At 32.1% G+C, this 11670-nt stretch carries 15 protein-coding genes; 6 read left to right on the top strand and 9 right to left on the bottom strand.

The genetic code is table 11. The annotated features are described in order from the left end of the window. The first annotated feature begins 1 nt into the window (after position 1). Positions 2-1231: an MFS transporter gene (locus HA151_RS05635; RefSeq protein WP_209106496.1), complete on the top strand. Its 1230-nt coding sequence runs from the start codon at positions 2-4 to the stop codon at positions 1229-1231. Here HA151_RS05635 and HA151_RS05630 read toward each other — a convergent pair. Further along, positions 1228-1599, bottom strand: a complete 372-nt coding sequence (locus HA151_RS05630) for a DUF2834 domain-containing protein (protein WP_209106495.1) — start codon at positions 1597-1599, stop codon at positions 1228-1230. The genes HA151_RS05635 and HA151_RS05630 overlap by 4 nt on opposite strands. A gap of 41 nt (positions 1600-1640) precedes the next feature. Here HA151_RS05630 and HA151_RS05625 point away from each other — a divergent pair, with 41 nt between their 5' ends. Further along, positions 1641-2510, top strand: coding sequence for a carbohydrate kinase family protein (locus tag HA151_RS05625; RefSeq protein WP_209106494.1), 870 nt, complete (start codon positions 1641-1643; stop codon positions 2508-2510). Between the two features lie 199 nt (positions 2511-2709). Then, positions 2710-3063 carry a hypothetical protein gene (locus HA151_RS05620; RefSeq protein WP_209106493.1) on the top strand — a complete coding sequence of 118 codons (354 nt, stop codon included), beginning with the start codon at positions 2710-2712 and terminating at the stop codon, positions 3061-3063. Positions 3064-3073: 10 nt separating this feature from the next. On the opposite strand, the gene HA151_RS05615 is transcribed toward HA151_RS05620, so the two are convergent. From HA151_RS05615 to HA151_RS05595, 5 genes are all read right to left on the bottom strand, one after another. After that, positions 3074-3592 (bottom strand): pentapeptide repeat-containing protein, encoded by a 519-nt coding sequence (locus HA151_RS05615; RefSeq protein ID WP_209106492.1) that lies wholly within the window; start codon positions 3590-3592, stop codon positions 3074-3076. A gap of 82 nt (positions 3593-3674) precedes the next feature. Then, the gene (locus tag HA151_RS05610; RefSeq protein ID WP_209106585.1) at positions 3675-4148 is read right to left on the bottom strand and encodes an HNH endonuclease; all 474 of its coding nucleotides are present in this window, start codon (positions 4146-4148) and stop codon (positions 3675-3677) included. 185 nt (positions 4149-4333) lie between these two features. After that, positions 4334-5191 (bottom strand): transglutaminase family protein, encoded by an 858-nt coding sequence (locus HA151_RS05605; protein ID WP_209106491.1) that lies wholly within the window; start codon positions 5189-5191, stop codon positions 4334-4336. Between the two features lie 11 nt (positions 5192-5202). Beyond that, on the bottom strand, positions 5203-6144 hold the full coding sequence (locus HA151_RS05600; protein WP_209106490.1) for an alpha-E domain-containing protein: 942 nt from the start codon (positions 6142-6144) through the stop codon (positions 5203-5205). Between the two features lies 1 nt (position 6145). Then, the gene (locus HA151_RS05595; protein WP_209106489.1) at positions 6146-7579 is read right to left on the bottom strand and encodes a circularly permuted type 2 ATP-grasp protein; all 1434 of its coding nucleotides are present in this window, start codon (positions 7577-7579) and stop codon (positions 6146-6148) included. A 137-nt stretch (positions 7580-7716) separates the two neighbouring features. Here HA151_RS05595 and HA151_RS05590 point away from each other — a divergent pair, with 137 nt between their 5' ends. Then, on the top strand, positions 7717-7953 hold the full coding sequence (locus tag HA151_RS05590; RefSeq protein ID WP_011818573.1) for a hypothetical protein: 237 nt from the start codon (positions 7717-7719) through the stop codon (positions 7951-7953). 43 nt (positions 7954-7996) lie between these two features. Continuing rightward, positions 7997-8218 (top strand): hypothetical protein, encoded by a 222-nt coding sequence (locus tag HA151_RS05585; RefSeq protein WP_209106488.1) that lies wholly within the window; start codon positions 7997-7999, stop codon positions 8216-8218. Between the two features lie 21 nt (positions 8219-8239). Here HA151_RS05585 and HA151_RS05580 read toward each other — a convergent pair whose 3' ends face one another. Beyond that, complete coding sequence (locus HA151_RS05580; RefSeq protein WP_209106487.1) at positions 8240-8515, bottom strand: DNA gyrase; 276 nt, start codon at positions 8513-8515, stop codon at positions 8240-8242. Between the two features lie 560 nt (positions 8516-9075). Here HA151_RS05580 and HA151_RS05575 point away from each other — a divergent pair. Then, on the top strand, positions 9076-9231 hold the full coding sequence (locus HA151_RS05575) for a hypothetical protein (protein WP_011863096.1): 156 nt from the start codon (positions 9076-9078) through the stop codon (positions 9229-9231). 18 nt (positions 9232-9249) lie between these two features. On the opposite strand, the gene HA151_RS05570 is transcribed toward HA151_RS05575, so the two are convergent. Together HA151_RS05570 and HA151_RS05565 are read right to left on the bottom strand one after the other, a co-directional pair. Beyond that, positions 9250-10323: a WD40 repeat domain-containing protein gene (locus tag HA151_RS05570; RefSeq protein ID WP_209106486.1), complete on the bottom strand. Its 1074-nt coding sequence runs from the start codon at positions 10321-10323 to the stop codon at positions 9250-9252. After that, a complete protein-coding gene (locus HA151_RS05565; RefSeq protein ID WP_075440281.1) occupies positions 10311-11660 on the bottom strand; it encodes a CobW family GTP-binding protein in 1350 nt (449 codons plus the stop codon). The genes HA151_RS05570 and HA151_RS05565 overlap by 13 nt, the downstream gene beginning before the upstream one ends. Between the last annotated feature and the right edge of the window lie 10 nt (positions 11661-11670).

Raw genomic sequence — 11670 nt, 5'->3', positions numbered from 1 at the left:
TGTGATTAGTCCAAATAGTTTAAAAATTAGCAAAAATTGGTGGATTCAATTTCCATATCATTTGAGGTTAATAACCAAGATAAGATTTTACGCTGCCTTTGGAGCAGGTGGTGTTATTTATTTAACATCACTTATTTTTAATAACATAGGATTATCGGCAACAGATATTGGCCTGGGGTTTACCATTTCAGCAATAATTGGTACCGTAACAAGACTAGTTACAGGGAATTATCTTAATAAAACCGGTAAAATTCAATTTCCAATAGTTACTTCTTCAATACTAAGTATTGCCGCTAGTTTATGCCTCATTTTTTCAAAAGATACTTTTTTGTACATAATTGGACAAACATTTGTTGGGGCTGCTGCAGGAATATATTGGCCTGCTGCCGAGTTTGGGGTGCCCTATTTTTGCTATCCTATCGAAACACGAAAAGCATATGCTCTTGTTAGAAGTTCAGAGGCTTTAGGAATATTTCTAGGGGTATTCTTAGGGGGTTATATGACGAATTTTTTATATTCCAAATCAATTTTTATTAATGATATATTTTGCATGTTAGCCATCACATATTTAATATCTAGAAATAGTTCTTCTATTAAAAAAAACTTAGAAAATTTCCAAAAAAAATTAGTAGATCCAACTAATCAGGGACAATTGAAATGGAATAAAAATTCAAAAATAATAATTTTATCTATTTTATTAATAACTACCTCTTTAGCTTTAATTCAAGTAACTTTGCCTCTGGACCTTGTTAAAGGTGGAGTTTATCGTAATGCATTAAGCAAAGAAATTATTAGTCTTATAATCTCTATTCAGTTGATTTTATTATTGTTTTTACAATGGCCTATCGGTTCTTGGATATCTAAGAAAGGTAGATTATTTGGCTTGAAATTTAGTTTAATAAATTTCTCTTTCGCTTCATTTTTATTATTTATTTCTAGTTATTTAAATATCCCAGCATTTTATTTAATTTCTTTTTCATTGATATTAGTAAGTTTGGGGACTGCTTCATTTCTTCCAACATCAACAGATGTCGTTTTCAGAATAGCACCTTCAAACAAAAAAGGTTTTGCACTTGCTTTACTATCTCAATGTTTCGCTATGGGTTATTTTTTTGGACCACTTATTTCAGGACGCATATTAGATCTATTTGGTTATGCTTCAATAATCTGGCTTTCCATTTCTTTTTGTTGTTTTTTTGTATTTGCAATTCTATTTAATAGATTATTTTAATTAATCTTTTCTAATTCAATAATTCTTCTCTCTCTTAGAAATAAGAAAAAAGGTGTAGAGAATGCGAATGCTATAAGAAAAGTTCCAATGTATACAACCCACATATTCTTCATTTTTAGTTTTTTTGATTCATTTACTATCCATATGAAAATAGCGCTAGCTCCTATTAATAAGTCTCTAGAGATTGACTGAGCTGCAGGGTTTGCATTCGCTAAAGAAATGAAGTTATTTATATTAAAGCTGTTTCCATATTCCCTTACAAAGTCGAAATTTGCCATCATTGGCAGTACAGCACCCAGAATTGATAGAAAAAGGTAAAGATAAGATAGTATCTGTTTATTATCTTTTAAAATGTTAAATGAATTCACTTGTCAAAATTATTTCTTTTAATAATAGTATTTAAAAGCTTATGGTTGTTGAAAAGAATAATAAAGTTGAAGACTATAAATTTAAAAAAGGAAATTTAAATTTTGCTGTTGTTGGTCATGTTGAGTGGATAAATTTCTTGAAGGTCGATCAATTACCAAAACCCGGAGTCATTTCGCATTCTGAAAAGTCCCTTGAATATCCTGCTGGTGGTGGCTCTATTATCGCGAAAATACTTTCTGATTTAACTTTAAACCAAATTCATTTTTTTACGTCATTAGGTAATGATGATTATGGAGATAAGTGTTTCAAGATTCTCTCAAATATGGGAATTAAGTTGCATGTAGCTTGGCGTGATAAACCAACTAGAAGAGGATTTAGTTTAATTGACTCTCAAGGTGAAAGAGCAATAACAGTTATAGGAGAAAGGTTAGCTCCAACTCATAAAGACAAGTTGGAATGGAATATTTTAAAAAAAATGGACGGAATTTTTATTACTGCATCTGATTCAGAGATTTTTAAAATGGCTAGAGCAGCTTCAATACTTTGCACAACACCAAGGGTAGGATTAAATATAATTAATAAATCAAATGTTCTTTTAGATGGATTAATAGGCAGCAATCTTGATCCCGGAGAAGCTTTTTCTTTTTCTAAATTATTATTAAAGCCCAAATATACTATTAAAACCGAGGGAGAGAAGGGAGGCATACTATTCCCAGGAGGAAGATATAAGGCCCTTAAAAACAAAAAATTAAAGGTTGATTCTTATGGATGTGGCGATTCTTTTGCTGCTGGGATTCTTTATGGAATGGCATCTAAATGGGATATAGATAAAAGTTTAAATCTTGCTAAAGTAATGGGAAGAGAAGCCAGTGAATTTTTCGGTCCATATGAAAATAGTGCTGAAAAATAATTGATTTAAGACTTATGAGCAATTTAGATAATAAAAATCTGCTTGTAGAAAACAGCATTGTTTTCTTTTTATTTACTGTTTTTTTAGTTTTTAATTCTTTAAAAACTTTATCTAAAATTTTTACCTATGGATTTTTAAAAAAAGAAATATTAACTACTAAAAGTAACTTGGGCGTAGATATAAAAATAAAAATAAAGTAATGAATATATTTTTAGTTTTTATAATTTTCGGAGTTATTTTTTTGGGCTACAAAAAAATTAATTCTAAAAAAATAAAGAACATTAAATTAAACAAATTTAAAAATAAACTGCAGAGTACACAATCAAATATTGAAAGAATTTTTTTAAGAGAGGAAGAAAAAATTTTTTCAAACCCAAATATAAACATCTTTATTGGAATAAAGGATACAGAAGATAATATAAAAAGAAAATTAAATATTCATAGAGCAAGACTTTCGAAATTTAAGGAATCCAAATTAAATGGTGAAATGATATTTCAAGATGATCAAAAAAAAATTTATAAGTTTATTAACGGTAAAAGACTTTACTTATGATTCTAACTTTCTAACTACACTCTAGACTATCTCTTGTTGAGACACCCGTTGTTGGATTTATCCCATCAGCAATTTTACAAAGATTTCTTTGGTCTTCACTGTCAAGAATTGCAAAAGTAAAATCTGCACCTTCTATTTGAGCTCCTGCAAAACTGCTGCCTGATGCGATCATATTTACTAAAACAGCATTTCTAAGGTCTGTTTTTTGGAAATTAACTCGATCTGATAGTGTATCTGTAAGATTAATTCCATTTAAATTAGACCCTTTTAAATCGGAAAGGGTTAATGTAGTCCCATGTAGATCAACGTCACTAAAATCTGCGTCTCTTGCCACTGCTCCTGCTATGGAGGACAAATGAAGATCCTCTCCATGAAAATCATATCCCGTAATATCGGATCTTACATAACTTGGAACTTCATCTCCCTCTCCTTTTACAGCAACATTTGCCCCAGCAAAAACTGGTGAGGATAAAACAATTAAAGAAAAAGTTATAGATAAAAAATATTTTAAAAAACTAAAAAATTTCATACCAAAAATTTGAATATTTTTATTTTATAACAATTAGATAATTATTTAAATTGATGTATGAATTTGGAACCGCTTTTTAAGATTATTTAACACTATAAATTTTGAATTTAGGTTCTAAATTGGTTATACAATCATGAAGTTTTTTATTATTTTTGCTATTGGTGACTTTGAATTCTGATTCAACTGTACCGCCTTTATCTCTAATTGCTTGATTTAAAACAATAGAACCGTTTTCGTCAGATACTGATCTATGAAAAGTTCCTCTTGGTATTCTTAATATATATCCACAAGATTCTAATCTAACTTTGTAAAAAGGATAATCCCATCCAAAATTAACGAGAAAGAATGTTCTTCCGCCAGATATGGCTAGTAGATTATCTTCTTGATTATGATGTATATAAAATTGCCAATTATTAAATTCGTCATCATTTGGCGGACTGACTGCAGGACCGCTGTGTATAACAAGATCTCTGTAATTTGATTCATTAATACTAATATCAAAAAATCTTACATCTTTTGTATCACGAAATTTTTCATAACTTATCAACTCAAACATTTTTGATTTGTTTGGTTTGATAATTGGAATTTCTAAGCTAGATTTCAATTTTTCTTTAAAGATTAAACAAATGAAAACAGATATATATATCCAATAACGTATCAATTAACACTAAAAAGGAAACATTTTTCTTTTAATTATTTTTGTTTTTAAATATGAGGAATATTTAATATATATTTGGAGGTTTATTTGATTTCAATAGGTTTAATTTCCCAGGATAAGGTATTTTCTAAATTATTTTTTCCTATAAAGTTGCCTGTAATTACGGATGTTAAATTAGATTTGGAAGATGATACTAATGTTAAATATCTTTCGTCTATCAATCCTTTTCCACTTGGATCAAAACCTCTCCAACCAGCACCTGGAATATATAACTCGGCCCAAGCATGTAAATCTAACTCAGAGGGCAAAGGGTCTTCAAAATGATAACCACTCACAAACCTGCTAGGGATACCAATAGACCTACAAGCTTCAACCATTAGCATTGCTAAATCTCGGCATGATCCTATACGTTCTCTAAGTGTTCTGCTAGCCGGCCACGCTGGGCCTGTATGTCTTTTGGTATATTTAACCCGATCCTGAATTATCTCTATTAACTGGTAAGTAAATGATAATGCGTTATTAATGCTCCCTGCTAAAGCTTCTTGGGCAAGTTCTACAGCAGAGGGGTCGTGTTGTCCATTAGGCATCCATCCCTCTAATGCTCCCTGCAAATCTCTGTTAATAATGCTTCTACAAAAAGGTAATGTTAAATCTCTATTTTTAACTCCATCAATAATGTTTGGATGTTTAATAGTTTCAACTTCGCTGATTGATTCAATAATTAAATTATCTGTTAATCCATTGAATCTGATTCTATTAATCTCTTCTCCGCTGGCAGCAAGTAATGGATAAATAATTTCTGGTTTTGGGGTTATTTTTAATTCAAAATTCTTTACCTTTTGGAATCCATTTGACCTTGGCTTTATACATAATCTATGCTCGCCTAATTGAACAGGTTCTTCGTATTTATATTCAAGTTTGTGAATGTATTTAATTCTCATTAATAAATTTATTAATTAATAAAATACTTTTCTTGAATGAGATCATTTAATTTATTTAAATCCATTTGCAATGAATCGATTGCCTCATGTAGACCATCATTTATTATATCTTCAATTCTGATATAACTCCACTTTGCTTTTAGCAAACCTCTCATGCATTCTAATTCTGAAGGATTTTCAGTAGATGGAGAGGTATCTATTGTTTTAAGCGTATTGCTTATCCCATCAAGACAGTATCTCACTGATCTAGGGAAAATTGGATCAAGTAAAAGAAATCTCGCAACTGAATTAGGCTTTATAGAATTTTGCACTGCTTTCCTAAACATTTGATAAGCTCCAGCTGAACGTAAAAGTGCAATCCATTGCAGCTCATCAAGAACTCCTCCAAGTTCATCCAAGCTTGGCAGGAGTAAATAATATTTAACATCTAAAATTCTTGATGTTTTGTCAGCTCTTTCGATTAATCTTCCAAGAATGCTAAATCTCCAGGCAAGATCTTTGCTTAGAGTCGCATCTGTTATTCCATAAAAAAGCTGACATTCTCTCCTTATTTCACTTAATTGTTCTTGTCTTGGTTTATTCCATATTGACTCTCCTTCTTGCATATTCCAATATAAAATATTAATCTGTTCCCACATTTCTGTGGTCATGACATCTCTGATTTGTCTTGCATTTTCTCTCGCCATTTGAATGCATGAAATTATGCTATTTGGATTTAAACGATCTCTTATTAAAAAATTAATAACGTCATCAGGTTTTTTCTCTGGGAATCTTTTATCAAAAGATTCTCTGTCACTAGAAGCATCGATTAACGGTAGCCAAGGTTCTGCACTTCCTGGTGGACAATCTAATGACATTGCTTCGCTTACTTCCACGAAACGAGATATGTTTTCCGCACGTTCTAAATAACGATTGATCCAATAAAGAGATTCTGCCACACGACTTAAAAGCATTTTATTTACCTACAACCCATGTATCTTTGCATCCTCCTCCTTGAGAAGAATTAACTACTAATGAACCTTTTTTTAATGCTACTCTCGTAAGCCCGCCTGGGCTAACCCATGAATCTTTTCCTCTTAAGATATAAGGCCTTAAATCAACATGACATGGATATAGTTCTCCATCACATAATGAAGGCACAGTAGATAATTCTAATGTTGGTTGTGCTATGAAATTTCTAGGATTATTTTTAATTTTATTAGCGAATTCTTCAATCTCACTTGTTGTTGAGTGAGGGCCAATTAACATTCCATAACCCCCAGCTTCTGCGACAGACTTAACAACAAGTTTTGACAAATTTTCTAGAACATATTCTCTATCCTTTTCATAATGACAAATATACGTTTCTACATTTTTAATAATTATTTCTTCATCAAGATAATATTTAATCATTTTTGGAACAAAAGAATAAATCATTTTGTCATCTGCTATTCCAGTACCAGGTGCATTTGCTAAAGCAACATGACCTGCTTTAAAAACATCAAGTAATCCGCTAACACCAAGGCAGGAATCTTTTCTGAAATTAATAGGATCTAAGAAATCATCATCAATTCGTCTATAAATGACATCTACTCTTTTTAATCCAGAGGTAGTTTTTAAATATACGTAATCATCATTGCAAACCAAGTCATGTCCTTGAACTAGTTGGATGCCCATTTCTTGAGCTAAATAACTATGTTCAAAATAAGCACTATTAAAAATTCCTGGAGTTAGTAGAACTATCTTGGGAGTGTCGGTCCAAACAGCAAGCTCTTGAAGCGTTTTTAAAAGATATGATGGATACTCATCAATTGGTTTTACTATTCTTCCTGAGAAAAGATTAGGAAAAATATTTTTCATAACTAATCTATTTTCTAAAAAATAAGCAACCCCAGAAGGGCACCTTAAATTATCCTCTAAAACATGCCAATCTCCTTTTCTATCCCTTATTAAATCAAGTCCTGAAATTTGACACCATTTATTTAGTGGCGGTTTGAAACCTATCATCTGTGGTCTCCAACCTTCTGAACTTTCTATTAATTCTCTTGGAATTATTCCATCATTAATTATTTTTTGAGAATTATAAATATCATCTAGGAATAAATCAATTGCCTCAAGCCTTTGTTTTAGGCCTTTTTCTAACGTTACCCAATCATCTTTACTGATTATTCTAGGAAGTGGATCAAAAGGTAATATTCTCTCAGTACCTTTTAAACCAGTATCGTTCAATCTAAAAGTTGCACCATGTCTTAGTAATAATTTTTTTGCGGCAGAGTGATTCCTGTTTAATTCTTCAAGTCCCATATTATCTAAAGATGAAAGAAGGGGAATCAATATTTCTCTAGCAGAGTTAACATTATCTTTAAAGTATTCATCAAAACTATTTTTAGGTTGATAACTTGAAAACATATATTTTATCGTTTAGTAACTTCTACTTTAGCTTTATATCTTTATTCGTATTTATGGATACCAAAAATAATATCTCTTGACTTTATCTATATCATTATTTTGATCATTGAAGTATATTTCTTAAAAATCTAAAAGGCATGAGTTCTAGCAATTGGCAATTTGTTTTTTTTAGATATTTCGCAAGCTTTCTTTTTATCCTCTCTCACAGTTTGCTGGTTCTTGATCATCTACCAGTAGGGGCAGCACTTCACGGACTTGGAGAAGTTTTTATTGCACCTTGGGCTTTTAGGGAAAGAGCATGGGATCTTGTTGTTATTGCAGTTTTATTTTTCTTCTTCGATATCTGGGGACTTATAAACACTCCTTGGAATTAACTGATATTATTTATTTACTAATTCTGGGATAATCATAATAAAAATGAACTCTTATTTTCATCAAATTTATAAAATAATTTTTCTTTTATTACTTTCGAATATTTCCAATTTATATGCACATAATTTATTTAATGGTGGTTGCAAAGAACATTGTGGGCAAAAAGTTAAAGTAACAAATAATAAAAACATATTAAAAAATATTGATGACCAAATAAATATTGATAGTAAAAATTCTTGTTTAAATAAATCACTATGTAGAGGTTGATCCCTTAGATTTTAAAATGTTTTATGAAATTGTTGCTTTGATAATTATCATAGAAGTACTATTTGCTTGATAATTTTTGTTAGGAGGATTGATTTGATTTTTAATTAAAAAAATAAAAGTATATATTAATGGTAGAAGTAATGATAACGCAGCAACTAAAGCAATTATCTGGTTCAATCTAATAAATGGTTTTTTTACGAGATCCTCTCCACACAATCCACAAATCAAAGTACCTTGTGAGGATTGTTTTTGAAATTGATATTTTGGATTGCAATATGGGCAATAATATTGAACCATTTTTAAATTTTATTGTTTTAACTATTATCTATAAAACTAGAAGAAAGTCATCTTATTAAAAAAAGAGGGCTTATTTAAACCCTCTTTTATCTCTTACTTATATTTTTTTTCTGAAGTTAACAACGCACCTAAATCATGGATCCTTGTTGCTAACTTCTATTAAGCTAATGCTCACCAAAATTAACTAATTGTCTTTAACTGGGGCAAAAACTCTAGAATTAAGCTTGTTTCTTAAAGGGCACCTAAACGATGCAGAAGAAGGAAGCTTAGACATTAATAAAAAATAATTGGAGCAGTTAATTAAATTAGTTCGGTTTATTCCGAAATTTCAGGCAGGCTATCGATCATTTTGAAAGACCTCCTAGAACTCAACAATATAAAATTAGGAAAATATTTCTCTAAAGACAATCCGTTTTTATACGCATTGCTTTTTAATTAAAAATGTCCGAGAGTAGTAATCAATCGTGCTAATTTTTTTGAGATATTTTTAGTAAGTTTTGCTTATTTCTTTTGATATTTAATTCGTCTATCTTAATTTTAAATAATTGAGGAAATCTTTTATGAATCATTCGAAAGAAGTTAGTAAAACTGATAAATCAAATCCCATAGACGAATATTTTCAATGTCTCTCATATTGCGATATTCACCCAAAAGGGATAGATAATGACTGTGAGGTCATTTGTATGGAAAGACATTTAAAAGCTAACTATTGGTAATAAATAAATTTCTACTTTTTACTTAAATCCCTTTGAAAAAAGGTTGGTACGAACTTTAAATTTCCATACATTTACAACACCTTTTGCATTGACTGCTGCAAGTGCACAATCATCAGGTCTCCATGATATTGCCCCTACCAAATCTCCGGCGAATGCTGCCCCAACTGGGTCTCCATTGCCGTCATTTTTTAGGAAACTTGCGACAACAGAACCATCCCTAGATCCTGAGGCTACTAGCATACCTTTATTTGAAAAGGCTAAGCTCGAAATAGGTTCTGTATGGTGACATAGCTCTCCTGGCATAGTCCCTTCTGGACCATTGCCTATAAAGCTCCATACTGTAATTCTTTCACTGCCGCTAGTCGCTAATAATTTTCCGCTGTCATCAAAAGAAAGGTGACTTGGTTTTCCAGGGTATCCAGTCATTTCAGCATCCATTCCTGTTGATCTTCTCCAAAAATGAACTGAATTGTCTTGACTCCCACAGGCGACTATATCTCCATCAGGGCTTAATTCCATTGATACCAATGATCCTTGCCACTCCAGTTTTTGATTCGTTTTATTATTAACAATGTCAAAGAATGTCACTCTGCCGTAGCATGCAGTTGCGAGCTCATTTTTATTTGACCATGTTATTGCACTTACTGTGCTTGGATGGTCTTCTGAGATCCATTTCTCTTCTCCAATTTCATTAAAAACATATACTTTTTTTGAGGAAGCTATCGCTAGAAATAAACCGTCATTAGACCACTTGAGGTGTTCTACCCAACCCTTACCAAGATTAAGTGTTTTAATTGCTTTACCTTCGTGGCAATTACAAATTTGAACATTTCCATCCTGACCTGATGTTGCAAAAATCTCACCCTCTGGATGAATGGCCATTGCTAATAGACCACCGGAGTGTGTATTTTCTTTTTTCCAAATAATTTTTCCAGTATCTCCTTCAAATGCAAAAATACCACCTGCCACGTCGCCAACAATAAATTGTTTCCCTTTAAGAGCCCAACCACATGCTATGGCATAATCGCTAACTTCAGCAGTCCATCCTTCATGGAACATGCCTCTTGGGCTAAATGGTTCTATATCAGGCATTTATCAAAGCCTTCTTGCATCTCTTTCTCATTTAAATTTCTACCGATAAAAACAAGTTGATTCCTACGAGGTTCGTTACCCCATTCTTTATCAGGTTGTGCAGTAAATAACATGTGAACTCCCTGGAAAACTATTCTCCTTGGGTTACCTGAGTAACTTATGAAACCTTTAGTTCTGAATATATCCACTCCTTTTTCTGATAGAAGTCTTCCCATCCAAGTATTTAGTTTTTCTGGGTCAACATCTCCAAAACGCTCTATAGCAATTGAGCCTACTTCATCATCATGTTCGTGCTCTGCTTGCCAGAATCTTTCAGTATTAAATGGAATCTCTTTATTTTCGTCACTTTTAATGACTTTCATATTGAATTCTTCAGCAGTGTGCTGTGTAAACAAACCTATTTTTGTTGGTTTTTCTATGTTCAGGATGAAGGATTTATTTCCTTTATCCTCCAATTTGAGATTTATATGTTCTCCATATGGGATGGTATTTCCAGGATCTAAACTATTAGCTTTTTCTGCATAAAGTCTCACGGAGGATTCAGCACCATCTTTAAGTTCCTCTTCACTCTCTCCTTGGTTAGCGAGGGCTACTAAGGACATTTCTGGATCGGGTCCTTCTTCTAGCATTAATTCATATTTACCTGCATCAAGATCGTAAACACCTGTCCATTCAAAAGGATATTCTGGTTCAAGGAATGTTGGCCTGCGTTTAAGGATCTGATCAAGATCAAATGCACTTAGATTTAAGACTGTTTCAATTGGTACTTTGGCATTTTCGGCTCTAATAATTCGGGTCATTCTGTTCATATCTCTCAATCTCGATTCAAGAGTATCGAGTGCATCATCAGAGACTAAATCAGTTTTATTAAGGACAAGAACATCTGCAAATGCTACTTGTTCTGAACTTTCATCACTCCTGCCTAGCTGTTGATCAATGTGGGCAGCATCAACTAAAGTCACAATTCCATCAAGAGTGAATTCAGAACTAATCTCTTCATCCATGAAAAATGTCTGAGCAACTGGGCCTGGATCTGCTAATCCTGTCGTTTCTACTAAAACATAGTCAAACTTATCTCTTCTTTTCATAAGGTTGCCAAGGACTCTTATTAAATCGCCGCGAACAGTACAACAAATGCACCCGTTTGACATCTCAAACACTTCTTCATCGGCATTAATTACGAGCCCTTGATCTATACCCACTTCACCGTATTCATTTTCAATTACTGCTATTCTTTTCCCGTGCTCTTCACTCAATATTCTATTAAGCAAAGTAGTCTTCCCTGATCCTAAGAATCCAGTAAGTATGGTTACAGGAACCTTTTCCTTAATACTCATTTCTCTCTGT

This window comes from Prochlorococcus marinus XMU1419 (assembly GCF_017695955.1).
In the GTDB taxonomy this organism is placed as follows: Bacteria; Cyanobacteriota; Cyanobacteriia; order PCC-6307; family Cyanobiaceae; genus Prochlorococcus_A; species Prochlorococcus_A marinus_AD.
Note: the sequence above shows the minus strand (reverse complement) of the source record. Positions and strands in the feature narration are given on the sequence as shown.

Excerpts from the sequence above, each read along its gene's own strand:
- HA151_RS05595 (WP_209106489.1), bottom strand. The coding sequence starts at position 7,579 with ATGTTTTCAAGTTATCAACCTAAAAATAGTTTTGATGAATACTTTAAA.
- HA151_RS05605 (WP_209106491.1), bottom strand. The coding sequence starts at position 5,191 with ATGAGAATTAAATACATTCACAAACTTGAATATAAATACGAAGAACCT.
- HA151_RS05570 (WP_209106486.1), bottom strand. The coding sequence starts at position 10,323 with ATGCCTGATATAGAACCATTTAGCCCAAGAGGCATGTTCCATGAAGGA.
- HA151_RS05610 (WP_209106585.1), bottom strand. The coding sequence starts at position 4,148 with ATGTTTGAGTTGATAAGTTATGAAAAATTTCGTGATACAAAAGATGTA.
- HA151_RS05585 (WP_209106488.1), top strand. The coding sequence starts at position 7,997 with ATGAACTCTTATTTTCATCAAATTTATAAAATAATTTTTCTTTTATTA.
- HA151_RS05600 (WP_209106490.1), bottom strand. The coding sequence starts at position 6,144 with ATGCTTTTAAGTCGTGTGGCAGAATCTCTTTATTGGATCAATCGTTAT.
- HA151_RS05575 (WP_011863096.1), top strand. The coding sequence starts at position 9,076 with ATGAATCATTCGAAAGAAGTTAGTAAAACTGATAAATCAAATCCCATA.
- HA151_RS05615 (WP_209106492.1), bottom strand. The coding sequence starts at position 3,592 with ATGAAATTTTTTAGTTTTTTAAAATATTTTTTATCTATAACTTTTTCT.
- HA151_RS05590 (WP_011818573.1), top strand. The coding sequence starts at position 7,717 with ATGAGTTCTAGCAATTGGCAATTTGTTTTTTTTAGATATTTCGCAAGC.
- HA151_RS05580 (WP_209106487.1), bottom strand. The coding sequence starts at position 8,515 with ATGGTTCAATATTATTGCCCATATTGCAATCCAAAATATCAATTTCAA.
- HA151_RS05620 (WP_209106493.1), top strand. The coding sequence starts at position 2,710 with ATGAATATATTTTTAGTTTTTATAATTTTCGGAGTTATTTTTTTGGGC.
- HA151_RS05625 (WP_209106494.1), top strand. The coding sequence starts at position 1,641 with ATGGTTGTTGAAAAGAATAATAAAGTTGAAGACTATAAATTTAAAAAA.
- HA151_RS05565 (WP_075440281.1), bottom strand. The coding sequence starts at position 11,660 with ATGAGTATTAAGGAAAAGGTTCCTGTAACCATACTTACTGGATTCTTA.